Here is a 26,300-nt window from a genome sequence, read left to right as displayed (position 1 = left end):
TTTAACGGTTGTGATAGCCGCAATTAGTCCTCGGCGACGGTGGTCTCGGTCGAAGTCGCGGCGTCGCGGTCGATAACGGCGTCTTTCCACGTCCCGCGGGTGAACCACACTGCCGCGCCGATAGCGCCGACGATGTGGCCGAGCGCGACGCCGATCCAGATACCGGTCGCGCCGAGACTCGTCTCGAACGCGAGGAAGTACACCGCGGGAACGCGGATGAGCCACAGCGTAACCAGCGAGAAGGCCATCGCGGTCTTGGTGTTGCCCGCGCCGCGGTAGGCACCGACCAGCACCTGAAAGACGCCGATAAAGGCGAACTCGACCGTCCGAATACGGAGGTATTCGGCAGCGTACTCGACCGTCTTGGCCGCCTCCGCGGTGCCGGTGGCCATGAACACTTTGACGATAGGTTCGGGGAACGCTGCCGCAAGTATCGCCAGCGCGAACATGACGACTGCGCCGACGTTCGCCGCAAGCCTGACCGCTCGCTCCGCTCGCTCGGCCTTGCCAGCGCCGAGGTTCTGGCCGACCACCGTGTTCGTCGCCTTACCGAGACCGACCGCGGGCAGGAAGACCAGCGAGATGAGCCGATTGCCGAGACCGTACGCCGCGATGACCGACGGCTCGAAGGTGACGATCATGACCGTCAGCATGACCATCGCCAGCGCGCCCGCGGACTGTTCGAGCGCCGACGGGATTCCGATGCGGACGATGTCCTCGATGTAGTCGATGTCCGGCGCAAGATGGCCGAGGCGAACGTCCGGCCCGGTGTCCGTGAAGAACAGCACGTAGACGCCGATGAGTCCGCCGACCGCGCGGGCGACGAGCGTAGCGATGGCCGCCCCGCGGATACCCAACTCCGGAACGAGGGCGGTTTCGATGCCGAGCGCCGGAATGGACCCGACGCCGAAGATGAGCAGAGGGTCGAGGACGACGTTCAGCACGACCGTGACCGCCATCACGCGCATCGGCGTCCGGGTGTCGCCGTAGCCGCGGAGAAGCGCGGAGAACGCCAGAAAGCCGAACATGAACGGTAATCCGAGGAAGAATATCTCCATGTACTGGACGGCCAGCGGGACGACTTGCGTGCCGGTGGCGGCGTCGCTCGGAAACAGCGCCAGCAGGGGTCCGGAACCGAAGTGGCCCACGACGCTCAGAATCGTGCCGATGAGGACGACGAACCCGAGCGTCTGCCCGGCGACTTCCCCGGCCGACCCGTCGCTGTCCGCGCCCATGTACTGGGCGACGAGGGTGCTCCCGGCGACGTTGAACCCGCCGCCGAACGCGATGAAGAAGAAGATGAGGGGGAACGCGAGGCTAATCGCACCGACCGCGTTGGCGGAGTAGCGCCCCAACCAGAAGGCGTCGCCCACGTTGTAGGCGACCTGCAACAACTGCGTGACGACGATGGGCCACGCCAAATGAAAGAGGGGACGCGCTAATCCGCCCTCCGTGATGTCGTCAGACTGCGTCGCTGTCACTGTGCAAGGCCAATACTGCTTAGGGTTTTAATGCTTCGAGTTGAAATTTCACTCAGTCGGGCGGAAAAGAGCGCGAAAAACGGACCGAGAGGTCCCGTAGAATCGTTCGGGGTCGTCAGGGCGTCTCGTTCGTTTCGAGCGCGAAGTCGTCGGTCGGATGGGCGGTACACGTCAGGATGTACCCCTTCTCGACCTCGTCCTCGCCGAGCGTCTCGTTGTTGGTGTGGCGGACGAAGTCGTGAGCGTCGCCGTCCTGCACCTTGCCACCGCACGAGAGACACTGACCCTGCCGACAGGCGTAGGGCAGGTCCCAGTCTTCGTCCTCGCCAGCGTCCAGTAGCGACTCGTTGCTGGCGACCTCGATAGTTTCGCCCTCGTTGACGTACTCGATGTCAAAGTATTCGACTTCGTCGTCGGGGATGGAGGCGGGGTCGAAGCCCTCCTCTTCCTCATCGTCACCTGCGAGTTCACCTTCGGCACCGCCGCCGCCGACCGCGACCGCGCCGCCACCGCCGCCGATAGAGCGATTCATCGGCTCGGGGAAATCGGTTTCCGGCACGGTCTCGGCCCGACGTTCGAGCACCTCTTGAGAGATATCGTCGGGGGTTGGCCACTCGGTACCCTTCGAATAGTGAAGGGCCACCACGATGAGGACGAGCGTAAGCCCGAGTCCCAGACCCAGTGCGTCTACCATGCGCGGGACTACGGAAGGGTGGTTTAACAGCATTGTGATTGCCAGCCGGAATTAGCCCGATAGTGTTGGGCTTCGGCCCGCGCTGGCGCGGCCTCATCGTGGGAGGTCGTGCCATCGTCGTACACTCTTTTACTGCTCCCCCCGGAGTTCCAAACGTGACCACCGAAATCGCCGTCGTCGTCTACGACGGCTTCGACGAACTGGACGCGGTCGCGCCCTACGAAGCGTTCTCGAACGCCGCGGCCCGCGGGTGTGACCTCGAAGTCAGTCTGCGGACGCTCGAACCCCGAGACGGGATTACGGCCAGCCACGGCCTCCGAATCGAGACCGACGGCCGCCTCGCCGACGCGGACCCGGACCTCGTCGTGGTCCCCGGCGGTGGATGGAACGACCGCGCGGACGCGAGCGCGTGGGCCGAAGCCGAGAAGGGCGACCTGCCCCGCGCGCTCGCGGACCTCCACGAGCGCGGCGTCGAACTCGCCGCGGTCTGTACCGGCGGGATGCTCCTCGCGGAAGCGGGGATACTCGACAGTCGGCCCGCGGTCACACACGCGAGCGCGCTCGACGACCTCGAAGCGACCGACGCCGAGGTCGTGGACGCCCGCGTGGTGGACGACGGCGACGTGCTGACCGCGGGCGGCGTGACCTCGGGATTGGACTTGGCGCTGCACCTCATCGCACGGCTCTGCGGCGAGGAAGTCGCCGAGCAGGTGGCGACGACCATCGAGTACGAGCCGCGCGGCGAGGTGTACGAGACCTGAATAGAGTCGATTTCGGTCGCGGCGCTACTCCTCGCGGCGCGCGACCTCGTGGCGACCGAAGCCGTACCGAAGCCGATTCGCCAGTCGCCGGGAGAACCGCCCCTCCTCGGCGGCGCGAGAGCCGAATCGCTCGCCGAGCGCCTGATAGATGAGCGGCACCGGAACCTCCTGTTCAAGGGCTTCTTGGACGGTCCACGTACCCGTCGAGCCACCGGCGATGAAGTCGTCCACGTCGCCGAGGTCGGTCCCCTCCTCGGCGAACGCCTCTTCGCAGAGTTCCAGTAGCCACGACCGAATCACGGCCCCGTTGTTCCACGTCCGGGCGACCGCTTCGAGGTCGAGGTCGTAGCGACCCTCCGCGAGCAACTCGAAGCCCTCGCCGTAGGCCTGCATCAGCGCGTACTCGACGCCGTTGTGGACCATCTTGACGTAGTGGCCCGACCCCGCGGGACCCATCCGGTCGTGGCCCGCCGGGCCGGTCGCCACGGCGTCGAAGACGGGGACCAGCTCCTCGTAGGCCCACTCCGGCCCGCCGACCATCAGCGAGAAACCCAGTTCCGCGCCCGCGGGACCGCCGGAGGTCCCGCAGTCGAGGTACGCCGCCGGAGTCTCCTCGGCCCGGCGCGTCGAGTCCTCGAAGTAGGAGTTACCGCCGTCCACGACCACGTCGTCGCCGTCGAGATGCGGTTCGAGGTCGTCCAGCGCGGCGTCCACGGCTTCCCCGGCGGGGACCATCAGCCAGATGCGCTTGTCCTCGCCCAGTCGCTCGGCGAGGTCTACCACGGAGTCGGCGGGGGTCGCGCCCGCCTCGGCCGCCGCCGCGACGGCCTCTTCGTCCAAGTCGAAGGCCACCACGTCGTGTCCCGCGTCGATTACTCGGTCCACGACGATGCGACCCATCCGGCCCAGTCCGATGACGCCCAGTTGCATGCGGGAGAATGGTCGGGGGTAGGAGGTAGGGGTTGCGGTTCTACTCGGCGGGGTCCGGCGTCGTTTCTTAGTGCCACTCTAACGGTTACGACTACTACTGCAGTTCGGTGGCGTCACAACAGGTGGGCGTTCAACAACAGGGATTCCCATCGGGGAAGTCTATCTCATCCGCGGTCATCACCGAACTCTCGTCCGTAATCCCCACGAAGAGTCCATAATACTCGTTCTCGTAGGAAAGATACGACTGGTTGCCAGCAACTCGATTTTCGAACGAGTAAACAGCCTCAGTTCGTTCTCCTTCGTCGTCCATACAAACTTGTACGGCGTCTTCCTCGATAGCTGTCCGGAGAAGTTTCTGCTCCGGTTCGGGAAGTTGGGAAAATTGCACCATAATTGCATCTTCCGGAATAGATTCCATGCGGTCAACGGCAATTGTTGCATCGTGCGGCATTCCTTGTCCAAAGAGACCACAGTCAGTGCTACAGCCAGCCATCGCACTAAATCCGATTGCGGTTCCGGATACGAGGACTTGACGGCGGTTGAGGGGCATGTTCACAGAAGATAGATAAGTAAATATATCCTCTTCGACCACCGCACTAACCTTCGTACTTATTTACTATATACTTATGTTCTGGTTTTTATAATACTGTCTATTATAAGTGCGTTCATTCATGCATTAATAACCTCGGAGCAGAGACGAGAACCTTTATCAGTACCCGTCCATTTCACTTTCGTATGAGGCTGACTGCGTCGGTAGTACGTTGAACTGTCCAGCGCAGCGGCGCGTCTTTCTCCGAGGACGACACCCCCGACAGAGTCAGCTATACCCACACCATGACTGACGTTCCCGACAGCTACGACCCCGAGCGAGTCGAACCGAAATGGCAAGAGGAGTGGCGCGGTTCCGAGGTCTACAACCCCGAGGGCGAACCGGACTACGTCATCGACACGCCGCCGCCGTACCCGACAGGTCAACTCCACCTCGGCCACGCGCTGGGGTGGAGTTACATGGACTTCGCCGCGCGATTCCACCGACTGCTGGGCGACGAGGTGTTGTTCCCGCAGGGCTGGGACTGCCACGGCCTGCCGACCGAGGTCAAGGTCGAGGAGGAAGAGGACATCCACCGGACCGACGTGCCCCGCGAGGAGTTCCGGGACCTCTGTGTTGAGTACACCGAGCGCCGCATCGACGGGATGAAGGAGACGATGCAGTCGCTCGGCTTCTCCCAAGACTGGTCGGCGGAGTACCGCACCATGGACGCCGACTACTGGGAGAAGACCCAGCGGTCGTTCGTAGAGATGTCCGGCGAGAACGACGAAGACGACTACATCTATCGGGACGAACACCCCGTCAACTGGTGTCCGCGGTGTGAGACCGCCATCGCCGACGCCGAGGTCGAGAACGTTGACCGCGAGGGGACGCTCCACTACGTCACCTTCCCCGGCGTAGACAACGACGACATCGAGATTGCGACCACGCGACCCGAACTGCTGGCGGCCTGCGTCGGCATGGCGGTCAGTCCCGACGACGAGCGGTACGAAGACCGCATCGGCGACACCTTCGAGGTCCCGCTGTTCGGTCACGAGGTCGAACTGCTGGCCGACGACGACGTTGACGGCGACTTCGGGACCGGCGCGGTCATGATTTGTACGTTCGGCGACAAACAGGACGTAGACTGGTGGGCCGAACACGACCTCGACCTGCGGCCGGTCTTCACGGAGGACGGCCGCCTCAACGAACTCGCCGGAGAGTACGGCGACATGACCATCGAGGACGCGAAAGGTGCGGTCGCCGACGACTTGGACGAGGCCGGATACCTCGAAGACACCGAACCCACCGACCAGTCGGTCGGCGCGTGCTGGCGCTGTGACACGCCCATCGAAATCCTCTCGAAGGAACAGTGGTTCGTCGAGGTCCGCCAAGACGAGATTCTGGAGAAGGCCGAGCAGGTCGAGTGGATTCCCGACCACATGTACGACCGTCTCGAAGACTGGACCGAGGGGATGGAGTGGGACTGGGTTATCTCCCGCCAGCGCGTGTTCGCCACGCCGATTCCCGCGTGGTTCTGCGGGAACGACGACTGCGACCACATCCACGTCGCCGACATTGAGGAACTACCCCTCGACCCCACTGAGACCGACCCCGCAGTCGGCGAGTGTCCGGAGTGTGGCGCGAGCGACTGGGAGGGCGAGACCGACGTGATGGATACGTGGATGGACTCCTCTATCTCGCCGATGCACGTTCAGGGCTGGCCGGACGCGGAGTTCACGCCGACCACGCTCCGCGAGCAGGGCCACGACATCATCCGGACGTGGGCGTTCTACACGCTCCTGCGGGTCACCGCGCTCGAAGACGAGATTCCCTGGGAGGAGTCGCTGGTCAACGGGATGGTCTTTGGCGACGACGGTCACAAGATGAGCAAGTCCCGCGGGAACGCAGTCGGTCCCGAGGAAGCCATCGAGGAGTACAGCGCCGACTCGGTCCGCCAAGCCCTCGCGCTGGGCGGCCAACCCGGTAGCGACATCCAGTTCCAGTGGAAGGAGGTCAAGTCTGCCTCCCGATTCCTCACGAAGTTCTGGAACATCTTCCAGTTCTCCGCGGGCCACTTCGACGAGGAGACGCCCGACATCAACGCGCCAGCGTACCGGGACGCCGACGAGTGGATTCTGTCGAAACTCTCGCGGACCGCCGAGGAAGTAGAGGCGGACATGGAGGCCTACCGCTTCGACGCCGCGCTCCGCAAACTCCGGGAGTTCGTCTGGAACGACCTCGCCGACGACTACCTCGAACTCGTGAAAGGTCGCCTCTACGAGGGTCGGCCCGGCGAGCGCGACGCCGCGCGCAAGGCGCTGTACACCGCGGTCTCGGCGTCGGTCCGCATGCTGTCGCCGTTCTCGCCGCACTTCGCCGAGGAACTGTACGACCACCTCCCCGGCACCGAAGGGAGCGTCCACGCCGCCTCGTGGCCCGACATCGAGTTCGAGGACCCCGAGGCCGAGGAGAAGGGCGACCTCATCGCCGAAGTCGCCAGCGAGATTCGCGCGTGGAAGTCCGACGCCGGGATGGCGCTCAACGCCGAACTCGACCGCATCGAGGTCTACTCCGACCTCGGCCGCGGATGGGACACCTACGACCTCAGCGAGGCGGTCAACGCGCCGGTCTACCCCGAAGCGGGCGAACCCAGTGTGGAACTCGTCCCGGTCGGCGTTGACCCCGACCACAGCACCATCGGCCCGCAGTTCCGCGACAAGGCCGGACAGGTCGTCGGCGCACTCGAATCGGCCGACCTGACCCAACTCAAGAATCAGAAGGAAATCGAGGGCGAGATTACCCTCACCGTTGACGGCGAGGAAGTCACCATCGAGGGCGACGCCGTCGGCATCGAAGAGGAGTACCGCGCCGAGAGCGGCGAGGAAGTCGAAGTGCTGGAGACCGACCACGCGACGGCGCTGGTCTTCCCCTGAGCGAGGTCTCCGGCAGTTCGTCGCAGTTGCGCTCGCGCTCGTAGCGCGAGAGCGTACGCCTGAAGCCCCAACTTTCTACACGGTGGCGTCGCAAACCGTCGCACGATGGCAACCTCGATGAGCCTCGCTCAGGTCGGCCTTCGACTGGTCGCGGGACTGTTACTCATCCTCGCAAACGGCTTTTTCGTCGCTATCGAGTTCGCGCTCACGCGGGTCAGACAGTACCCCGAAGCGGAGTTCGACACGCCTCGACTCCGCCGGGCGTGGGAGATGACCGACGAACTGGAGATATATCTCACGAGCTGTCAGGTCGGGATTACGGCGTCGAGCATCGCGGTCGGTATCGTCGCCGAACCCGCGCTGGCGGCCATCTTCGAACCGGTGTTCGCCAACACCGCGCTCGCGGGCATCGGGACCGGGGCCGCCCTCGCGTTCATCATCATCAATCTCGTCCACCTCACGCACGGCGAGCAGACGCCGACCTACCTCGGCGTCGAGCGGACCAAGATGGTCTGTCGGTACGGCGCGACCCCGCTCTACTGGTTCGCGCGAGTCATCCGGCCCATCATGGAAATCGGCGACACGGTGGCCAAGTGGACGCTCGCGCTCTTCGGCATCAAGATGACGGGCGCGTGGCTCGAAACCGAGGAGGAGGCCATCGAGACGCGCGCGCAACTCCACAGCCGACTCGACTCGGTGCTGGACCGCGGCGAACTCTCCGAGGAGCGCCACGATGAGGTCCTGAACGCGCTGGCGGCCGGGGACCAGACCGTCGGGTCCGAGATGGTCGATTCCGACGATATCGTCGCTCTCTCGACCGAGGACCCGATGGAGAAGAACCTCGACCGAATGTCCTCGTCGCCCCACACCCGGTATCCGCTCTTCGGGAGCGATGCCGACGACTTCCGAGGTATCGTCTACGTGCCCGCGGTTCTCGACCGAATCGACGCGTTGCGTGACGGGAATCTCGGACTGGAGGACGTTGCGGCACCGCCGATGACTCTCTCGGCCGCGACGAGCGTCAGCGACGCCATCGACCAGTTCCAAGCGGAGAGTCAGGAACTCGCGCTCGTCCTCTCGGAGGGCGAAGTCGTCGGTCTCCTGACGGCGACCGACGCGCTCGAAGCCGTAATGGGCGAAATCGAGGACCCGCTCGACGCCCGGAGTTCCCGTCCCGGCGCGGTGTCGAGCTGACCGGCGGTTTCGCGTCTGTTTTTCCGTCGCGGGCGCTCGGTGCGCACGCCACCTCTCGACGGCCGGAACCGTCGTCGTTTTCACCCCGACACCCCTCCACGGAGGCATGGACCCGCGAGTTCACGACCACGCCGAAGTGCTCGTAGACTGGAGCGCCCGCATCGAGGACGGCGACGATGTCGTCGTCCGCGTGGACGAGGGCGCACACGATTTGGCAGTCGCGGTCGCCGAGAAGTTGGGCGAGCGCGGCGCGAACTACCTCGCCACCTACATCTCCGACGAAGTGGAGTCGGCGTTCGTCGGCGCGCACGAGGGCGACTTCGACCACGACCCCGACTTCGAGCTATCGATGTTGGAGAAGGCCGATGCGGTCCTCTCGCTCAGGGCCAAGCGCAACACCGCCGCGAAAGGGGCCGCCCCCGGCGACAAGCGCGCGGCGTACAAGAAGTCTCGGACCGCCATCAAGGCCCAGCGGATGGACACCGACTGGGTCTCGACCATGCATCCGACCCGCGCCCACGCCCAGAACGCCGGGATGGGCTACGGCGAGTACAAGGACTTCGTCTACGACGCCATCCTGCGGGACTGGGAGAGTCTTGCCGACGAGATGGCGAACCTGAAAGACCTGCTCGACGCGGGGAGCGAGGTCCGACTCGTCAAGGAGGACACCGACCTCACGATGTCAATCGAGGGTCGGACCACGGTCAACAGCGCCGCGTCGGTCGCCTACGACTCGCACAACCTCCCGAGCGGCGAGGTGTTCACTGCACCCGAAGCCACCGAGGGCGAAGTCTACTTCGACGTGCCGATGACCCACGACGGCGCGCGCATCCGCGACGTACGCCTCACCTTCGAGGACGGCGAGGTCGTGGACTGGTCGGCGGAAGTCGGCGAGCGAGCGCTCGAAGACATCCTGACGACCGACGAGGGCGCGAAGCGCCTCGGCGAACTCGGCATCGGGATGAACCGCGGTATCGACCGCTTCACCGACTCCATTCTGTTCGACGAGAAGATGGGCGACACGGTCCACCTCGCGGTCGGGCGCGCGTACTCGTCGTGTCTCCCCGAGGGCCAGCAAGGCAACCAGAGCGCGGTCCACACCGACATGATTACCGACGTGAGCGAGGACTCCCGGATGGAAATCGACGGCGAAGTGATTCAGCGAAACGGGCGGTTCCGGTGGGAAGACGGCTTCGAGGGTTGAGTTCTGTCACTCCCCGCGAACCGTAAAGTACGCCGCGGCGGCGACCGCGGCCAGCGCGAGACCCACCGCGACCGGACTCGACTCGCCGCCGAACCGCCACCCGAAACCGACGTAGCCGACGACCGCGACGGCGGCGACGACGAGACCGACCAACTGGGCGGTTTTTGACTGACTTCTCGGATTCATGAGAAAGTGTTCGGTTTGGTTTTTGAAAAAAGTGTTCACGGTTTACCCGCATCGAAACCAAGCCCGGACGTGAGCCGGAAACCCGTCTTCCGCGTCGCAACTGTCGATGCCGCCGTCGCGTGGGTCGGAGGTACCGTCGCGCTCCCGGAAAGCGCGCGCTGGCCAGCGTTCGCCGGAGTCTCGCTGGCGGTCTCGTCGGCGGCTACCTCGCCGGGTTCGGGGAGGTGGTCGCCCAAACCGGGCACGCCGAGAGGCGCGCTCTGGCCGATCAACTACCTGCTAGCGACCGGCGCGCGATGGCTCCCGCCGGGCGCGGCCGAGCGCTACGATACGCTTTTGGGCGTCGGGACCGCGCTCGTGTACAGAACCGCTTACGCGGTCGCGGCCGGGACCGCGCCGGGTGGTGGAGAAAACATATCAGACGTATTTACTCTTCTTGAACCGACCACCGTTTCCCCTTTTTGTCTGCGAGGTCATGTCTTTCGAGAACCGTCAAGAGTGCCGAAATGTACCAATCCTTCGTTACACTGAGATCCGAGTTCTCGATGACTTTGTTCCGCAACTTTCCATTTGAGTTCTGTTCGGTAACGGCTTCTAATCCGTCGTACGTTGCTTCTAAGTCACGAACGATTTGCTGTACTATTTCCGCAGGAACCGGACCTTCTACTTCGACTAAATTTGGACTCTGTATTGACGTATCTTCTAACAATTTTTGTACTCCACCAACAGTTTCTGCTTCCATGACGACGCGGGTCTCTTCGTCTCTTGGGTCGCTTTTCGTCACACCGCTGTCAACTAATTAAATCTGATTAACTATTTCGATTTCACCAAACTGGTGTGGCTATTCAGCGCCACCACTCGCTTCTGCGCTCGTCGTAACTCGCGTCACGGAAGGGCGCGGGCCAGTCGGCGTCCGCCTCGAAGCCGAACCCGTACCCGAGCCAGTAGCCGACGTGCCACCCGACCGCCGCGGTGTCGATGTCGCTGAGCGTCACCCGCAGGTGGTCGTAGCGTTCGAGCGCGCCGTCGCCGTCGGGGTCGGTGCCCTGCACCCGGCCGCAGGAGCCGCTATCGCCGGTTCGACAGGGGAGGTCCCCGCTGAACGCCACGACGACATCGGCCGCAGAGCGGTTCTCCGTGAGCGCGAACGAGACGTTCTCGGGGACGGTCCCGTTCGCGCCCTCGGCGTAGTAGTCGAGCGCGCGCCGGACTTGCTCGCGGGCCGCCCCGGAGTCGTCGGCCCTCTCCGCATTGAGGTAGACCGTGAAGTTGGGGTCGGCCCACGGCATCCGGCGCTCGGTGGCGTTGGCCCGCGGGAGCGTCCGTAGTTGCGAGGTCGGAGCCATGACCGACTGCGGGCGGGCGCTGTGGTCCAGTCCGAGCGTGTGGCCGAGTTCGTGTTTCAGGATGAGCGCGGTCGATTGGTTCGAGTAGGAGCCGACAACCTCGATGGAGACAGGCGGGGAGGCCTGCACGTTGGCGGTAACGTAGGGCGCACACCCCGCGGGGTCCGTGACATTGGCGCACGACTCGATGGAATCGACGAACTCGATAACGATGACGGGGTCCGAGGCGTTCGGGTCGAGTTCGTAGTTGATGGGGAATCCGGCGAAGCGCGTATCGTTGCTCGACCAGAACTCGAGCGCGTCAGCGACGAGCGGCCGGAAGTCCCGCGATTCGTTCGCAGTGTTGTTGATAGCGACCGTCAGCGTCCTCTCGGCCCACGGGTTCGTCCGGTCCGGCGTCTCGTCGGGAGTCAGCGCCCGCGAGTCCGCCGACCCGTCTGCACCCGCCTCGGTGCCGGGGGGTTCGGTGGCGCATCCGGCCAGCACGAGGAGGGAAGCGACGAAGAGTGTCCGCCACATCGTCTTCGGGAGACTACGTTGTCACGTATCAAGGTTGGCGTCGGTTTCCTCGGGAGCGACCGCGACTCCGAGAGCGCAGGATTCGGATAACGATATAGGGACAGGTAGTCACCGTCGAACGACCGGCTTAACCGGGCGATGCGCTCCGATTCACGGCGTGGGGTCGAAGTAGTCGGCTACCTCCGCGCCGAACTCGTCGGCGAGTTCGGCGACCGCTTCGCCGACCAGCACGTCGTAGTCGTCCGCCAGCGCCGACTCGACGTGGACGCCGAGCGCCACGTCGAACAGCGCGTCGCTCTCCAGAAAGTCGGCGGCGGTCGAAAACTCGCGCTCGCGCTCGACGACGTAGCGGTCGCCGTCGATGAACGGCCCGTAGGTCTCCGGGTCGTTGTCGTATTTCTCGAAAAAGCCCTCGGCGTGCTGGCGGACGTGAACCGGCGGACCCTCGTGGCGCTCGACGGCGGGGCGCTCGGCGACTTCCAACTCCGCGAGCAGGACCGCCGACTCGTCGGCGAACGTCGCGGCCCGGAGCGCATCGAACCCGCGGCGGTCCAGTTCGTCGCAGACGCCGGACAGCGACTTCCGGAGTTGCGGATAGAGTTGGTCCTCGACCACGTCGGGCGCGTCGAAGCGCACCGCGACCGGGGTCGTCGCTCGACTCTCGACCTGCTCGCGGACTCCCTCGGCCGAGAGGGGGTCAGTCGGGTCGGGGAAAAAGAGTTCCTCACGAGGGTCGGCCAGCAGGTCACGGGCGTAGTGCTGGAGGCGCGCGACGTTCTCGGCGGCGCAGACCGCCGCCACGTTGCGCTCGGGGTCGGTCGGGTCCACGACGACCAGCGGGTCGTCGAACGTGGCGGTGGCGTGGTCCTCGGGGTCGAACCGAACCGGCGGGTGCCACTCGTCGGCCGCGGCCTCGACCGCGGCCCGGAAACTCCCGTACTCGACCACGAGCAGTTCGGTCAGGTAGCCCGAGAATCCCCGCGTCCGGAGGTCGCTCCCGTACGCGCCGATGCCCTTGAGAAACTGCTTGAACAGGCGCACCTCCCCGGCGAGGTCGGCGTCGATGCGCGCGTTCAGGTACTCGTTGTGGAACGGCGTCCGGTCCACCGCCGACTGAATCTCGGTCGCGGCGTCGAGGCGGTAACAGGGCACGAGGTCCACGTCGAAGCCGTCGTACTCGCCGGTGACGTAGGGGTGTTCGGCGTACTCCTCGCGGCCCTCCGGGAGGACAGCGTGGCCGACCTCAAGCCCGTAGGACTCCAAGTCCTCGCGGTCCACGTCGGCGGGAAATCGCACGAACAGGTCGATGTCTCGGTCGCCGCTTATCCACGTCCCGCGGGCGGTGCTCCCGACCTGAATCACGTCGCCCTCCGCGGGCAGGTCGTCGATGGCGTCGCGGGCGCGCTCGGTGAGCGCGGTCACGGCCGCCCGCATTCGCTCGCGTTCGCCCTCGTCGGGGTCGATTCGCTGGCCGACCGCCTCGGCTACCGCTTCGAAGTCGTCGTCCTCGCCGGTCATTGCCGGGAGATTCTCGACGCCCGGCCGAAAACGTGTCGTCTCGCCACGTTAACGGTTGTCTCGGCTCGGCCGAAAACGAAAGCCCTATCAAATCACTCGCGTCTACAAACGAATGCAGACAGAAGCCGTCGTAGCTCAGCTGGTAGAGCGCCACGCTGTTAACGTGGTGGTCCCAGGTTCGAGCCCTGGCGACGGCGCTTCTCTCTCGGATATTTAACGACTAGCGGTGTCTCTACGCAACGACGCACGGAGCATCGTCGGCGAGACTCCACCACGACGAACCGAAGTGATTTAAAGAATCGAGGTTTTAGCTGTACCCGAAGGGCCTGTAGCTAAGTCTGGTAAAGCACCCGGCTCATATTGGCGACTGGGACACCAGCGTCATGGGACACCGGGCGATTCCTTGGTTCGAATCCGAGCGGGCCCATTCCTCACCTCTCGTTTTCAGAACCTGAGAATCGCGTCTCGCCTTGATGTGGGTATCCAGCGTAGTGTAGCGTACGTCATGTCCACTCCACTAACCCAGCGATTCGACGTGCTTCGAGCGGCAATCGGACTGTTCGTCACGCTCGGCGTCGTCCTAACCGGCGTCGCGGGATACGCCCTGTTCGCACCATCGAACCTAAGCGTCTCGGCCGACGTGGCGGTCTCGGTGCTGTCGGGCGTCTCGCTCGTCGCGTTCGCGGCCGTACTGACCGCGTGGCTCAACCGTTCGACGGGCCGCCGAAAACGCCGCGGAAGCGCCTGAGCTGTTTTTCTCCGCCGTACCGCTATCGACGGTCATCGTCGTAGACCGACCCAGAGTCCGCCGATCGCAAGTACGAACACCGCAGTCGAGAGGTCGTAAGACCGGGACAGCACCGCCGAGACTGCAACCGACGACCCGCCGACGCCCGCGAGAAGCGCGCCGAGGACCGACCCGGTGCAACTCACGCAGGTCACGAGACCGAGCGCGCCACCGAGTAGGCCACGACCCGCGCGTGCCACCGCGGCGTACGCGAGGGTCGCCAATCCCGCGTAGCCGACGAGTTTGAACGGCACGAGCGAGAGGTGGACCGCACCGCCGGAGACGACGACGAGCGGTCCCCAACCGGGAATCGCCGCGGTGACCGTCAGCGACCCGAGACCCGCGCCCTCGCCCGTCGAGACGAGTCCGCCCGCGACACAGAGCGCGAGAAAGTACGCGACGCCGACCGCGAGCGCACCGAACTGCCACCGGTTCGTCGGACGGGGAATCTCGGCGTACAGCACCGCGAGAACCGCGGCGTTCGTCCAGACGAAGGGGTACGCCAGATACCGGACCGAGACCACTTCGGTCCCCGTGAGCGCGAGAAACGCGAGGACGACCACCGCCTCGGCGACCGTGAGCGCGACGAACGTCCGCGCGACTCGGGCCGGACGCCCGAGCGACCGGTCGGTGTTCGAGGCGGTGTCCGTGGACATCTCAGTTCTTGGTCGCCGACTTCGGTTCCGCGCTGACGTTGTAGAAGACTGCGATGAGCAGCAGGAACACCGCCTCGAACACGATGGAGGCGGTCAGCGGGAGCTTCACGCCGAAGAAGCCGAACAGCACGCGGAGTTCGATGGCGACCGGGATGCTGAACGCCACCAACACGAGCAGTCCCGCGCGGGTCATCCTCATGCTATCACCTCCGGGAGCGCCGCGAGGGCGGCGTCGAGATTCCCGGACACCCAAACGGGCACGCCCGGCACGTCACCCCACACTCCGGCGTCGCCCACGATGCCTGCCAGCGGGAGCGTGTAGGCCAGAATCACCAGCACGACCGCGATTGCGGTCCAGAGTCGGAGGTTATCGAGGACGACGGGGCTACCGCTGGCACCCGAGAGGGGCGCAGGGAGACTGTCGTCAACCGGGTTCTCGATGGGGTCCTCGATGGACGACAGCAGGATGTTAAACAGGAACAGCACCGCCGAGACGAACAGGAGCGTCCCGCCGAGCGCGATGCCCGCCTGAATCTCCTCGACGCTCCCGAGCATGGTCGAGAACTCGAAGTTCTGGTACTGCGGTTCGGCGGTCCGGCGCGGAATACCGGCCAGTCCGCCCCGGTGCATCGCGTTCGACATGAGGACCATGCCGACGAACCACAGGACGACCTGTAGGAGACCGATAGGTCGGCTGTAGAGGCGCTTGCCGGTCAGTTGCGGGACCAGCCAGTAGGACCCAGCCATCATCGTCAGTGCGACTGCGGTACCGACGGTCAGGTGGAAATGACCCGGCACCCACAGCGTGTTGTGGATGAGGTAGTTGATGTTCATCCCGGCGTTTATCATGCCGGAGAAGCCGCCAGCCGCGAACATCGCGCCAGCCAGCGCCATGCCGGTGAACGCGGGGTCGCGCCACGGAAGCGCGCCGAGCCACTTGATGTAGCCCTCACCGCCGCGCTGGCGCGCTCCGTGCTCGATGCTGGCGACGACAGTGAACGCGGTCAGCAGACTCGGCAACAGGAGGAACATCGTGTTCGTCATGGCGATGAACTTGAACCCCTCCGCGATGCCGGGGTCGAGATACTGGTGGTGGATGCCGACCGGCGTCGAGAGCAGAAGGAACAGCACGAACACGACCCGCGCGAGTGGGTCACTGAACAGTCGTCCGCCAGCCAGTTTCGGTAGGACGGTGTACCACAGCATGTACGCTGGCATCAGCCAGAAGTACACGACGGGGTGGCCGAAGAACCAGAACAGCGTCCGCGTGAGCAGGGGGTTGACGGTCTCGACCCACCCGAACGACCACGGGATGAGGAAAAACACCGTCGAGACGGCGACGCCGAGCGTGGCGAGATACCACATCAGCATCGTCGTCAGCACCATGAACGTCTGCAGCGGGATGCGCTCGTCGGGATTGTCGCCGCGCCAGTCGCGGTACGCGAGGAACCAGTCGGCCCCCGCCAGCCACGTCCCGACGATGAACATCGCCAGCCCGATGTAAAACAGCGGGTGGCCCATCAACGGCGCGTAGAAGGTGTACAGCACGTCCGCGCTCATGTCGATACTCGGAACCAGACCGGCGAGGATGGCGACCGCCGCGAACACCGCGCCGGTCGTCGTCAGACCGACCCACGCCCACGAGAGCCTGATATCGGGGAGCGGTCGCTCCAAGCTCTGGACGACCGCCCACGTAAACAGCCCCATCAGGAAGAAGATGGTGAACACGAGCGCCAACAAGACTCCGTGGCCCGTCAGGACGGTGTAGTAGTCCACCGAGTCGAGAATCCGGAGATAACCCGTCCGGTGGAGCGCCTGTACGAGACCGAACAGCGCCCCGATGCCCAGCGAGAGAAACGAGACGACGAGCGTTGCCTTGACAACCGACGCCTCCTCGGGATACCGGTCAACGAACGTCGCCATCTCAGGCACCTCCCTTCGTGCCGTTGAACTCGTCTTGCGGGACCACGTTCATCGTGCCCTCCATCGCGTGGTGGGCCGACCCGCAGTATTCGTTACAGAGGATGCCGTACTCTTTCGGTCCGCCGACTTCGACGGTGAACGTGGCGACCTGACCGGGAATCGCCATCGTGTTCCCGTTGGTGCCCACGACCTCGAAGCCGTGAATCACGTCCGCGGAAGTGACGTGAAACGTCACGGTGCTGTCGGCGGGCACCTCGATAGGTTCGGCAGTGCCCGGCCGGAACGCGAACTGCTGGGCGACCACGTACACGTCGTACTCGTTCGGCCCGGACTGGTAGACGCCGGGGTCGCTGAACTTCGGATGCTCGTCGAGCGCTTGGGGGTCTACCGTCCCGCCGTCGTCGTCGATCATCTCGACGCCCGCGCCGACCGCACCGTACGAGACGGTGGCGATGAAGCCGACGATGAGCAGGAGCGCCGCGGCGAGCCAGAACTTCTCGTATGCGTGTATTTCCATGCGTGAGTCACCTCCCAGTTATCCGACCACCGTTAGTCCCCTGCCGAGGAACTCCACGAAGTACATGAACACCCACATCACCGCCAGAATGACGAAGTAGCCGAGTATCAGTACCAGCGTTCCCACCGGGTCGAACTCGTCGTGGCCGATCTCGCGCTCGATGCTGTCGGGCGCAGAGCCGACGACGTATCCGCGCGGACGGTCGGGCACGTCCTCGCGGACCGCACTCTCTGTTTTCGGTTCTATCGACATAAGCGAGCGTACGAACAGGGAATATTTAATGAAGACATCCGATTCCCAGACCCTGAAAACGGGCGAAATCGGATTACTATGGCTACTACTATCGCTTCGTATGGAGCAGTCTCAACACCAGTTAAGTATTAAAAAGGTAGTGGCAGACCGTTCGGCTCGGAGTTTAACTGTCGTCTCGTTACTCGCGGTCGCTCCGGTCGCTCTATTCGCGCTCGGACGGAGTATGCTCGCGGTCGTCGCCGTCGTCAACGTCGGTCTCATCACCGGCAGTCTCTACCTGCTCACGTCGCCGACCGAGGGCGGCCACCACGACGGCGACCACGGCGACGACGAGACGACCGGCGTCGATGACCGCGAAGAGACCGTCGAAACCGACGACGCGACGGTCTAATCCCCATGATTGCGCCTCTCGGCCGCGCCGCGCTGGTCCCGCTTCACGGGCAGGGCGGCCCGCTCCCGACCGGAAATCTGGACGCCGCGGTGTTTCTCGTCGTCGGCTTCCTCGGCGGTGCCCACTGTCTCGGCATGTGTGGCCCGCTCGTGAGCGTCTACGCCGACCGCCTCCGCGCCCAAGAGGAGACCGACGGCGGCACGCTCACGCTTCGACAGGTCCGCCAACACGCCCTGTTCAATCTCGGTCGGACCGTCGGCTACGCCGCGGTCGGGGCGCTGTTGGCGTTCCTCGGCGCGGTCACGGTCGGCGCGATGGACCAGGTCCTCGCGGCCGGGACGAGCGTACAGGCGACGACCGCGGTCCTCGCCGGGGCGTTCATCGGAATCACGGGCGTCTCCTACGTCGGCGGGTCGGCGTCGCATCCGTCTCTCGGGCCGGTAGACGACCTGTTCGGTCGAGTGAGCGGCGTCCTGACTCGCCGAGTCGATGATTTCGTCGGCGACGCGCGAATCGCGGGACTCGGAGTGGTCCACGCGCTTCTCCCGTGTCCAATCACGTATCCGGCGTACGTCTACGCCTTCGCGCTCGGCGACCCAGTTCGCGGGGCCTTCCTGCTCGCGCTCGTCGGCGTCGGGACGTTCCCGACCCTGCTGGTGTACGGCACGGTCTTCGGATCGCTGTCGGCCAGCAAGCGCCTGCATCAAGTTCTCGGCGTCGCGTTCGTCGTCCTCGGCTATCTGATGGTCGCGCACGGACTGGCCCTGTTCGGCATCGACGTGCCGCGAGTGATGTTGCCGCTCCCCGCACCGGAGTACCAGCCTCTCGGATGATTACATGACCGAAACGACAGCGAACGACCGAGACGCCGACGCTCGTACCGGGACGCTCCCCGAGGAGTGTACGCTCTGTGGCCTGCCGACCGGCGACGCGCCGATTACGGACGACGCGCTCGCCGACGCCGACGAGTCGGTCCCCGGCGCGTACTGCTGTCGGGGCTGTCTGGAAATCGCGCGGACCGTAGACGACGTGGAGGCGGCGGACGCCGAGCAGGTCCGCGAGGAGCGCGGCGGTAGTGACGACGCGCCCGACGACGCCGACCACACCTACCTCGGCGTCGAGGGGATGCACTGTGCGACCTGCGAGACGTTCATCGAGTCGGCCGCGGCCGACGCCGAGGGCGTCCACGCCGCGGACGCGAGTTACGCCACCGACATGCTCCGGGTCGCCCACGACGAGGACGCCGACCTCGACGCGCTCGGGCGAACGCTCGACCGGTACGGCTACGCCGTCGGCGACCCCGAGCGAGGGACCGACGCCGACGACCGGGCCGACACCCAACTCGTTCGGTTTCTCATCGGCGGCGGCGTCTTCGGCATGATGGTGATGCTGTGGTACGTCCTCTTCCTGTACCCGACGTATCTCGGGTTCGAACCGCTGGTGGACCTCGGCGACCTCGCGGGACTCTATCTCTTCGGCAACGTCTGGCTGATGTCCTCGATTGTCCTGTTCTACACGGGCTATCCCATCCTGCGGGGCGCGGTCGTCAGTCTCCGGGCCGGACAGCCGAACATGGACTTGCTCGTCTCGCTCGCGGCGCTCAGTTCCTACGCCTACAGTTCGGTGGCGGTCGTCGTCGGCCGGACCCACGTCTACTTCGACGTGACCGTCGCCATCGTACTGGTCGTGACGGTGGGCAACTACTACGAGGACCGCATCAAGCGCAAAGCCGCCAGCGGGCTTTCGGAACTGACCAGCGCGCGCGTCAGCGAGGCGACGCGCCTGCGCGAGGACGCGACCGAATCGGTCCCCGTCGCGGACCTCGCGCCCGGCGAGCGCGTCCTCGTCCGTCCGGGCGAGCGCGTGCCCGTGGACGGTGAAGTTATCGAAGGCACCGCGGCGGTTGACGAGTCGCTCGTCACCGGCGAATCCCTCCCGGAGACCCGACGACCGGGCGATTCGCTCCTCGGGGGCACCGTCGTCACCGACGAACCGCTCGTGGTCGAGGTCGGCGACGAGGCCGAGAGTACGCTCGACAGGCTCGTGGACCTCCTCTGGGAGATTCAGAGCTCTCGCTCGGGCGTCCAGCGACTCGCCGACAAACTGGCGACGCTGTTCGTGCCGACGGTCCTCGTCCTCGCGGTGGCCGCGACCGGGTGGCGACTCGTCGGCGGCGCACCGGTCGCCGACGCCCTGCTCGCGGGGCTGACGGTCCTCATCGTCTCGTGTCCCTGCGCGCTCGGACTGGCGACGCCGCTGGCGGTCGCGTCGGGCATCCGCGAGGCGGCCGACAGCGGCGTCGTCGTCGCCTCCGACACCGTGTTCGAGTCCGCACCGGAGGCCGACGTGGTCGTCCTCGACAAGACCGGCACGCTAACCGACGGGCGAATGGCGGTCCGCGAGGTGGTCAGCGACGAGTCGGGCGTCGAGTCCGAGGACCTTCTCGCGCGGGCGGCGACGCTCGAACGCTACTCGGCGCACCCGATTGCGGAGGCAATCGTGGATGCGGTCGAGGGTTCCGAATCCGGGACCGCCGACGGCGAGAAGACCGACAGCAGTGAAACTGCGAGCGCCGAGCGTACCGCAACAGCGGACAGCACTGCGACCGCGACCGCAAACAGCACTGCGACCACGACCGCGGATAGCACTGCGACAGAAATCAACGCCGAGAACATCGAAACCCGCGACCGAGGCGTAACCGGCGAGGTGGCGGGTGAGTCGGTCGCGGTCGGCCATCCCGACATGTTGGCCGACGAGGGCTTCGCGGTCTCGTCGGCGCTCCGGCGTGCGGCCGACGACGCCCGCGCCGAGGGTCACGTCCCGGTCGCAGTCGGATGGGACGGCCGGGCGCGCGGCGTGGTGGTCGTCGGCGACAGTCCCCGAGAAGGGTGGCGCGAGGCGGTCGCCGACCTCGCGGCGGGCCGCGAAGTCGTCGTCCTCACGGGCGACGACGAGCGGGCGGCCGAGCAGTTCCGGGCCGAACCGACCGTCTCGGAGGTGTTCGCCGGGGTGCCGCCCGAGGCCAAAGCCGAGACCGTCGAGCGCCTGAAATCGCGGGGGACCGTGGCGATGGTCGGCGACGGAAGCAACGACGCGCCCGCGCTGGCGACCGCCGACCTCGGCGTGGCGCTCGGGAGTGGGACCGACCTCGCGGGCGACGCCGCCGACGCGGTGGTCGTGGACGGCGGTCTCGACGCCGTGGCCGCGGTGTTCGACGTGGCGCGCGGCACCAACCGCCGCATCCGTCACAATCTCGGTTGGGCGTTCCTCTACAACATTGTCGCGGTGCCGCTCGCACTGCTCGGCCTGCTGAACCCGCTGTTCGCCGCGCTGGCGATGGGAACGAGCAGTCTCGTCGTCGTGGCGAACTCCGCGCGGTCGCTCGGCACGGCGTCCCGAGCGAAAGACAGAAATTGATTGCTTTACCGTCTCGATGTAATTGCTTTAGCAATTCGTAGCGTTCCGAGAGCCGTCTTCGGTCACTCCTCGGGCGTCTCAACGTTCGTGAACTCGAAGCGCGCGCCGCCCGACTCGCTCTCGGTGAGTTCGCAGTGCCACTCGTGGGCGCTCACCAACTGCTCGACGACCGCGAGACCGAAGCCGATGCCGACGTTGCTGGTCGAGTAGCCGGGAGCGAACACCTCCTCGCGCTCCTCGGCGGGGATGCCCGGCCCGTCGTCCGCGACGTAGAAGCCGTCTTCGAGGTCGCCGACTCGAACCGAGACGTTCGGCCCGGCGTGTTCGGCGGCGTTGCGATACAGGTTCTCCAGCAGTTGCCGGAGTCGGGAGGGGTCGGCCAGAATCTCGCGGTCGGTCTCGACGGCGAGCGCGCCGTCCGGGTCCGTCTCGTCCCACCACTCGCGGGCCACCTCGCCGAGGGCCACGACCTCCGTCGTGTCCACGGAACCGCCGCGCCGGGTGACGACCAGCAGGGTCTCTATCATCTCCTCGATGCGGTCCAGCGCGCTCTCGACCTCACGGAACGACGAGGCGGCGTCCCCGTCGCCGCCGGGAGACTCGACGCCAGCAGACTCGACGCCCATGTCGAGGTATATCTGGGCGATTTCGAGCGGGTTACGAAGTTCGTGGGCGAGCATGCTGGCGAAGGCGTCGAGACGTTCGTTCCGCTCTTCGAGTTCGCGCTTGTGCTGGCGGCGCTCGCGCTCGCGCTCCACGCGGTCGAGCGCGGCCTCCGCGGTCGCGGCCAGCAGGTCCGCGAGCGTCCGGTCGTCGGCGTCGAACGCGCCGACCGCTCCGGAGACGACGGCGAGGACGCCGTGGTCGCCGAGCGGAATCCAGAGACCGCTCCGAATGGGTGCGTCGTCTCGGGAAGCCAGTTCGCTGTCGAGGTCGTCGATGGCGATGGTCTCGCCGTCGGCGAACGCCCGCCACGTAATCGCGTCGTCGCCGGGCCGGAAGGTCGGCAGGTCGCCGAAGATGTCGGTGACGTACTCCGAGACCGCCGCGGGACCGAGTTCGTTGTGTTCCTCGTCGTAAAGGTAGATTCCGGCCCCCCGAATCCCCAGCACGTCGGTCGTCGTCCGGAGGACCGACTCGGCGACGGCGTCGGCGGTCTCCAACGGCAGGAGTTCGCGGCTCGACCCGTGGAGCGCGGTCAGGGTCTCCTCGAAGCGCTTGCGCTCGGTGATGTCGCGGGTCACGCCGACTCGCTCGTGGCCGCCCGTCTCGGTCCGCCGGAGGACGAACGTCGTCTCGGCCGGAAAGCTCCCACCGTCGGCGGTGAACAGCGGATGCTCGATGGTGGCGGACCGCCGCTCGCCGTCGCGTATCTCTCGTTGGAGGGACGCGGCCTCGGCCGCGGTCTCGTCGTCGTAGAGTATCGCGGGGTCAGTTCCGATGAGTTGCTCGCGGTCGTAGCCGACCAGTTCGGCGAACGAGGAGTTCACCATCGAAAAGGTCCCGTCCGGGCCGACGATGTAGATGCCGTCCTCGACGGTCTCCACGATGGTCTCGTAGCGTTCGAGTTGTTGCTCGCGGTCCCGGCGGTGAATGGCGGTCGTGAGGATGTGAGCGATGCTCTGGACGAACTGCACGTCGTGGTCGGCGTAGTCGCACTCTTCGGTGTGGTGGGTCCCCAGAACTCCCCACGGGTCGTCGGGCGACCCGATGACGGTGCTGATGCCGCTGGTCACGTTGTGGGCGGTGAGCAGGTCGGGACCCGAAAACCGGTCCTCGGCCGCCATGTCCTCGACGACGACCGGCTCCTCGGAGACGAGGGTGTAGCCAGCCTGCGACCCGCGGTCGTCGGCGACCGTCGCGTCGCCGACGATTCCGTCCCGCCACCCGATGCCATTCCTGAGCAGGAGTTCGTCCTCGTCGGGATGGAGTTCCAGCACCTTGCAGTAGTCGTGACCGAGCGTCTCGCAGACGAGTTCGACCGCCTCGTCAAACAGCGCGTCGAGCGACCGGTCTTCGAGCGCGGCCTGCGAAAACTCCGCGACGGCGCGCTGTTGCTCGACGTGGTCCTGCAACTCTCGCTCGCGCTGGATGCGCTCGGACACGTCCTGAAAGTACACCGAGAGACCGGTCTCGGAGGGGTACGCCTGCACCTCGAACCACGTTTCGAGCGGCGGATAATACTCGACGAACGAGGCGGCTTGCTGGGTCTCCATCGCTCGCTCGTACTCCTGTTGGAACGTCGTATCGACCGCCTCGGAGAACACGTCCCAGACGCTCTCGCCGACGAGTTCGGTCTCGGACTGTCGGAGCAGGGTCTCGGCCTCCTCGTTGACGTAGGTGAAGCGCCACTCGTCGTCCAGCGCCAAGAAGGCGTCCGCGATTCGGCTGAACACCTCCGAGAGTTCGGTCTCCAGTTCCTCGTGGCGGCGTTCGAGTTCGAACTGACTCTCTTTGAGTTCGGTCACGTCCTCGGCCGCGCTGACGACTCGCCGAATCTCCTCGCCCTCCCGAACCGGGGCCGCGCTGACCGAGAGGTGGACACACCGCCCGCTCGGCCGTTCGACGACGACCTCCTCGTTGTAGACGGGGTCGCCGGTTTCGAGGACTCGCTCGATGGGATACTCCGCCTCCGCCAGCGGTTCGCCGTCGGCGTCGTAGACGGTCCACGTCCGTTCGCCGTCGCCTCCGGAGAGTTCGTCTTCGCCGACCCCGACCAGTTCGGCGGCCCGCTCGTTCGCTCGCAGGAGTTGTCCGTCGGCGTCTCGTACCGCGAACGCTATCGGACTCGTCTCGAAGATTTCCTCGGTGAGCGCCTCCTCCTCGCGGAGGCGTTCGGCCGACTCCCCCGCGTCGCTGGCTTCGCGGACGAAGCCGGTGAACAACTGCTCGCCGCCACTCTCGTGGACGAATCCCGAGACCGAGAGCCGAATCTCCTCGCCGTCGGCGGTCAGCCACGTCACCTCGTAGGTCTCGTCGTCCAGCGGGGTGCCGCCGTGGCCGTCGGTATAGCGGTCGAACCAGCCGTCGTATCGGTCCCGGAGGCGCTCGGGGACGAACGCGGCGAACTGCTGGCCGCGAATCTCCGCGGGCGCGTAGCCAAGCAGGTCCTCGACCGCGTCGTTTGCGTAGACGAGCGTCCCGCTCTCGTGGGCCGTGACCACGGCGTCGTTGGCCGACGCGACCATCCGCTCGAAGAAGTCGTCGCCGAAGTCGGGGGTGTTCGGCTCGCGGTCGCCCTCCTTCGCCTGTTCGGTGTGACCGCTCATGCTCTGGAAATCTCGTACCGCTGTTAGACGCTGCGTCGTCAATAGTCCACCGCCCGAATGGGAACTCCGGAGGGAAAGATCTACCACGAGTCGATCCTTCCGTCGAAGCGAGATGTCGCGCTGGCGCGAGGTCGTCCGCGAGGAACTGGCACGCTACCGCGAGCAGACGGAACTGGCCGTTGTCGAGCGACAAGACCTGCTCGACCAGTCTCGCTCCCGACTCGAAACGGAGTTTCCCGACAACAACACGCTCGGGCAATCGCTCAGCAAGACGGTTCGACAGCTCCGAAAGCGCGACGAGGTGGCCCAAATCTCGCCCGGAACCTACCGAATCCTCTCGCTGGACACGTCGTTCGTTCCGACGGCGAACCCACTGGGCGCGGAGGGCGAGCCAACGCCCGGCGACGCCGCGCCGAGCGACGACGCCGTGCCGACTTACACCGCAGCCGAGTACGAGACGACGGCGACAGGGCGGCGCGTCCACCCCGAGTTCCGCGAGACCGTCCTCGAGCGCTACGACGGGCGCTGTCCGGTCTCGGGCGTCGATTGCGCGGGACTGCTCGATGTGGCCCACATCCTCCCGTGGAGCGAGTTCGCCGACCGACGCGCGGAGTTCCGGAACGTGCTGGCGCTCGACAAGACCCACCACGCCGCGTTCGACCGCGGCCTGTTCACCCTCGACTCGACGTACCGACTCCGGGTCAACCCCGCGTTCGAGACCGACAGCGACCTGCTTCGCAGGACGCTGGTCGATAAAGACGGCGAGAAGATTCGATTCGGCGAGGCGGCCAAGCCGTCGCCGGAGTACCTCCGGACGCGAAACGAGCGCCTCGACTGGTCGCCGACGTAGCTCTCCGAGCGGTCGCTCGCCCGGTTGGTCGGAGCGTCAGACCGACGCTAGTCGCGCGATGTAGACCAGACTCAGTACGTGGTCGTCGATGTCGAGGTCCGCTGGACCGGGCTTGTCCGGGTCGAAGCTCTCGACCTCGGAGAACCCGCGCATGTACTCGCGCAGGTTCTCGCGCACCGGCTCGGTTATCCAATCGACGCTCTCGTAGTATTCTAAGGCGTTGCCGGTGTTCTCGAACCCGGCCTTGTTGATGAGGAAGTCGAGCCACTCGAACACGACGACTTCCGTGCTGTACTGGTCGGGCAGGGCGTCGAGATACGGCTTCTCGGGGAGCGCACCCGCCGCAGAGAACTGACTCTGCAACTGGACGAGTTCGTTTCGCTCGCTGTTGCGCAGCACCTCGTTGGGCGGTGCTGGCAGTTCCTCGCCGTCCTCGAACTCCTCGGGAGTCTCCCGGTTCGGGTCCGCGAGGCGACGCAGTTCGCGCAGGTCGTAATCTCCGGGCGTCGGCGGCATGATACTCGGGTACGTTCGGCTATCTCGGACAGTCCATTTAAACTTTCTTGCTATTTCACTGACGGCGCAAAGACAACTTCTCGACGTGGGCGGCTGAAGGGGCGTCGTCGTCGGGGAAACTTGGGGTTCTCTCTGGATGTTTCGTGGTGATTTCGAGACAGTTTCACGTTCGACTCGGCGCGTGCGGGCGTCGTCGTGAGCGAATGCGAACGACTGCTCGGAAGACGCGGTTTGTCTTCCGGTGCGGCCTCGCAGTGTGAGGCCGCGCCCATCCGCGCGAGGGACGAGCGAGCGAAGCGAGCGAGGAGGTTGGGGAGGTGTGAGGCCCGTGCGGGGCGGTGGCGGTGCGGTCTGATTGGCGTCGGCAGTAGCTAGCTTCTACTTGACGTTCTCCATCATCTCGCGGTAACACGATACTCTGCCC

The 26,300-nt window shown here is 65.6% G+C and carries 25 protein-coding genes and 2 tRNA genes; 11 read left to right on the top strand and 16 right to left on the bottom strand.

Features of this window, described 5'->3' with window-relative positions:
• Positions 1-23: 23 nt before the first annotated feature.
• Both EP007_RS08285 and EP007_RS08280 read right to left on the bottom strand, forming a co-directional pair.
• Positions 24-1,481, bottom strand: a complete 1,458-nt coding sequence (locus tag EP007_RS08285; RefSeq protein WP_243700352.1) for an MATE family efflux transporter — start codon at positions 1,479-1,481, stop codon at positions 24-26.
• 115 nt (positions 1,482-1,596) lie between these two features.
• A complete protein-coding gene (locus EP007_RS08280; protein WP_128477206.1) occupies positions 1,597-2,175 on the bottom strand; it encodes a 2Fe-2S iron-sulfur cluster-binding protein in 579 nt (192 codons plus the stop codon).
• Positions 2,176-2,330: 155 nt separating this feature from the next.
• On the opposite strand from EP007_RS08280, the gene EP007_RS08275 reads away from it, so the two are divergent.
• Positions 2,331-2,936, top strand: coding sequence for a DJ-1/PfpI family protein (locus EP007_RS08275; RefSeq protein WP_128477205.1), 606 nt, complete (start codon positions 2,331-2,333; stop codon positions 2,934-2,936).
• 24 nt (positions 2,937-2,960) lie between these two features.
• Here EP007_RS08275 and gnd read toward each other — a convergent pair whose 3' ends face one another.
• Positions 2,961-3,866, bottom strand: coding sequence for a phosphogluconate dehydrogenase (NAD(+)-dependent, decarboxylating) (gnd, locus tag EP007_RS08270; protein WP_128477204.1), 906 nt, complete (start codon positions 3,864-3,866; stop codon positions 2,961-2,963).
• A 130-nt stretch (positions 3,867-3,996) separates the two neighbouring features.
• Positions 3,997-4,458, bottom strand: coding sequence for a hypothetical protein (locus EP007_RS08265; RefSeq protein ID WP_128477203.1), 462 nt, complete (start codon positions 4,456-4,458; stop codon positions 3,997-3,999).
• A gap of 242 nt (positions 4,459-4,700) precedes the next feature.
• On the opposite strand from EP007_RS08265, the gene EP007_RS08260 reads away from it, so the two are divergent.
• The 3 genes from EP007_RS08260 (at position 4,701) to EP007_RS08250 (ending at position 9,729) form a co-directional block, all read left to right on the top strand.
• Positions 4,701-7,331 carry a valine--tRNA ligase gene (locus EP007_RS08260; protein ID WP_128477202.1) on the top strand — a complete coding sequence of 877 codons (2,631 nt, stop codon included), beginning with the start codon at positions 4,701-4,703 and terminating at the stop codon, positions 7,329-7,331.
• Positions 7,332-7,448: 117 nt separating this feature from the next.
• Positions 7,449-8,525, top strand: coding sequence for a CNNM domain-containing protein (locus EP007_RS08255; protein ID WP_128478543.1), 1,077 nt, complete (start codon positions 7,449-7,451; stop codon positions 8,523-8,525).
• A gap of 106 nt (positions 8,526-8,631) precedes the next feature.
• Positions 8,632-9,729, top strand: coding sequence for an aminopeptidase (locus EP007_RS08250; RefSeq protein ID WP_128477201.1), 1,098 nt, complete (start codon positions 8,632-8,634; stop codon positions 9,727-9,729).
• A 6-nt stretch (positions 9,730-9,735) separates the two neighbouring features.
• Here EP007_RS08250 and EP007_RS08245 read toward each other — a convergent pair whose 3' ends face one another.
• From EP007_RS08245 to cca, 5 genes are all read right to left on the bottom strand, one after another.
• On the bottom strand, positions 9,736-9,915 hold the full coding sequence (locus EP007_RS08245; protein WP_128477200.1) for a hypothetical protein: 180 nt from the start codon (positions 9,913-9,915) through the stop codon (positions 9,736-9,738).
• 35 nt (positions 9,916-9,950) lie between these two features.
• Positions 9,951-10,160, bottom strand: a complete 210-nt coding sequence (locus EP007_RS08240) for a hypothetical protein (RefSeq protein ID WP_128477199.1) — start codon at positions 10,158-10,160, stop codon at positions 9,951-9,953.
• A 182-nt stretch (positions 10,161-10,342) separates the two neighbouring features.
• Positions 10,343-10,699, bottom strand: coding sequence for a hypothetical protein (locus EP007_RS08235; protein WP_128477198.1), 357 nt, complete (start codon positions 10,697-10,699; stop codon positions 10,343-10,345).
• A 61-nt stretch (positions 10,700-10,760) separates the two neighbouring features.
• Positions 10,761-11,780 carry a matrixin family metalloprotease gene (locus tag EP007_RS08230; protein ID WP_128477197.1) on the bottom strand — a complete coding sequence of 340 codons (1,020 nt, stop codon included), beginning with the start codon at positions 11,778-11,780 and terminating at the stop codon, positions 10,761-10,763.
• A 150-nt stretch (positions 11,781-11,930) separates the two neighbouring features.
• Positions 11,931-13,298: a CCA tRNA nucleotidyltransferase gene (cca, locus tag EP007_RS08225; RefSeq protein WP_128477196.1), complete on the bottom strand. Its 1,368-nt coding sequence runs from the start codon at positions 13,296-13,298 to the stop codon at positions 11,931-11,933.
• 124 nt (positions 13,299-13,422) lie between these two features.
• On the opposite strand from cca, the gene EP007_RS08220 reads away from it, so the two are divergent.
• From EP007_RS08220 to EP007_RS08210, 3 genes are all read left to right on the top strand, one after another.
• Positions 13,423-13,495: transfer RNA gene (locus tag EP007_RS08220), tRNA-Asn, on the top strand.
• Positions 13,496-13,620: 125 nt separating this feature from the next.
• Positions 13,621-13,725 (top strand) — tRNA-Ile (locus EP007_RS08215).
• Between the two features lie 78 nt (positions 13,726-13,803).
• Positions 13,804-14,046, top strand: a complete 243-nt coding sequence (locus tag EP007_RS08210) for a hypothetical protein (protein WP_128477195.1) — start codon at positions 13,804-13,806, stop codon at positions 14,044-14,046.
• A 32-nt stretch (positions 14,047-14,078) separates the two neighbouring features.
• Here EP007_RS08210 and EP007_RS08205 read toward each other — a convergent pair whose 3' ends face one another.
• The 5 genes from EP007_RS08205 to EP007_RS08185 are packed head-to-tail and all read right to left on the bottom strand — an operon-like array spanning position 14,079 to position 17,433.
• Positions 14,079-14,741 (bottom strand): DUF7546 family protein, encoded by a 663-nt coding sequence (locus tag EP007_RS08205; protein ID WP_128477194.1) that lies wholly within the window; start codon positions 14,739-14,741, stop codon positions 14,079-14,081.
• 1 nt (position 14,742) lies between these two features.
• Positions 14,743-14,940: a CbaC protein gene (locus tag EP007_RS08200; protein ID WP_128477193.1), complete on the bottom strand. Its 198-nt coding sequence runs from the start codon at positions 14,938-14,940 to the stop codon at positions 14,743-14,745.
• The gene (locus tag EP007_RS08195) at positions 14,937-16,664 is read right to left on the bottom strand and encodes a b(o/a)3-type cytochrome-c oxidase subunit 1 (protein WP_128477192.1); all 1,728 of its coding nucleotides are present in this window, start codon (positions 16,662-16,664) and stop codon (positions 14,937-14,939) included. Before EP007_RS08195 ends, EP007_RS08200 begins: the two co-directional genes overlap by 4 nt.
• 1 nt (position 16,665) lies before the next feature.
• The gene (locus EP007_RS08190) at positions 16,666-17,181 is read right to left on the bottom strand and encodes a cytochrome c oxidase subunit II (protein ID WP_128477191.1); all 516 of its coding nucleotides are present in this window, start codon (positions 17,179-17,181) and stop codon (positions 16,666-16,668) included.
• A gap of 18 nt (positions 17,182-17,199) precedes the next feature.
• Positions 17,200-17,433 carry a hypothetical protein gene (locus tag EP007_RS08185; protein ID WP_208023475.1) on the bottom strand — a complete coding sequence of 78 codons (234 nt, stop codon included), beginning with the start codon at positions 17,431-17,433 and terminating at the stop codon, positions 17,200-17,202.
• A 223-nt stretch (positions 17,434-17,656) separates the two neighbouring features.
• Between EP007_RS08185 and EP007_RS08180 the strand changes: the two genes are divergently transcribed.
• The 3 genes from EP007_RS08180 to EP007_RS08170 are packed head-to-tail and all read left to right on the top strand — an operon-like array spanning position 17,657 to position 21,241.
• Positions 17,657-17,824 carry a hypothetical protein gene (locus EP007_RS08180; protein ID WP_208023474.1) on the top strand — a complete coding sequence of 56 codons (168 nt, stop codon included), beginning with the start codon at positions 17,657-17,659 and terminating at the stop codon, positions 17,822-17,824.
• A 5-nt stretch (positions 17,825-17,829) separates the two neighbouring features.
• Positions 17,830-18,657, top strand: a complete 828-nt coding sequence (locus EP007_RS08175) for a sulfite exporter TauE/SafE family protein (protein ID WP_128477189.1) — start codon at positions 17,830-17,832, stop codon at positions 18,655-18,657.
• A 4-nt stretch (positions 18,658-18,661) separates the two neighbouring features.
• A complete protein-coding gene (locus EP007_RS08170; protein WP_128477188.1) occupies positions 18,662-21,241 on the top strand; it encodes a heavy metal translocating P-type ATPase in 2,580 nt (859 codons plus the stop codon).
• Between the two features lie 62 nt (positions 21,242-21,303).
• Here the strand turns inward: EP007_RS08170 and EP007_RS08165 are convergent, their stop codons facing one another.
• On the bottom strand, positions 21,304-24,510 hold the full coding sequence (locus EP007_RS08165; protein WP_128477187.1) for a PAS domain S-box protein: 3,207 nt from the start codon (positions 24,508-24,510) through the stop codon (positions 21,304-21,306).
• A gap of 112 nt (positions 24,511-24,622) precedes the next feature.
• Between EP007_RS08165 and EP007_RS08160 the strand changes: the two genes are divergently transcribed.
• Positions 24,623-25,360, top strand: a complete 738-nt coding sequence (locus EP007_RS08160) for an HNH endonuclease (protein WP_243700351.1) — start codon at positions 24,623-24,625, stop codon at positions 25,358-25,360.
• A gap of 36 nt (positions 25,361-25,396) precedes the next feature.
• Here EP007_RS08160 and EP007_RS08155 read toward each other — a convergent pair whose 3' ends face one another.
• Positions 25,397-25,876: a FlaD/FlaE family flagellar protein gene (locus EP007_RS08155; RefSeq protein ID WP_128477185.1), complete on the bottom strand. Its 480-nt coding sequence runs from the start codon at positions 25,874-25,876 to the stop codon at positions 25,397-25,399.
• Positions 25,877-26,300 lie beyond the last annotated feature (424 nt).

This window comes from Halorussus pelagicus (assembly GCF_004087835.1).
Taxonomy (GTDB): Archaea; Halobacteriota; Halobacteria; order Halobacteriales; family Haladaptataceae; genus Halorussus; species Halorussus pelagicus.
Note: the sequence above shows the minus strand (reverse complement) of the source record. Positions and strands in the feature narration are given on the sequence as shown.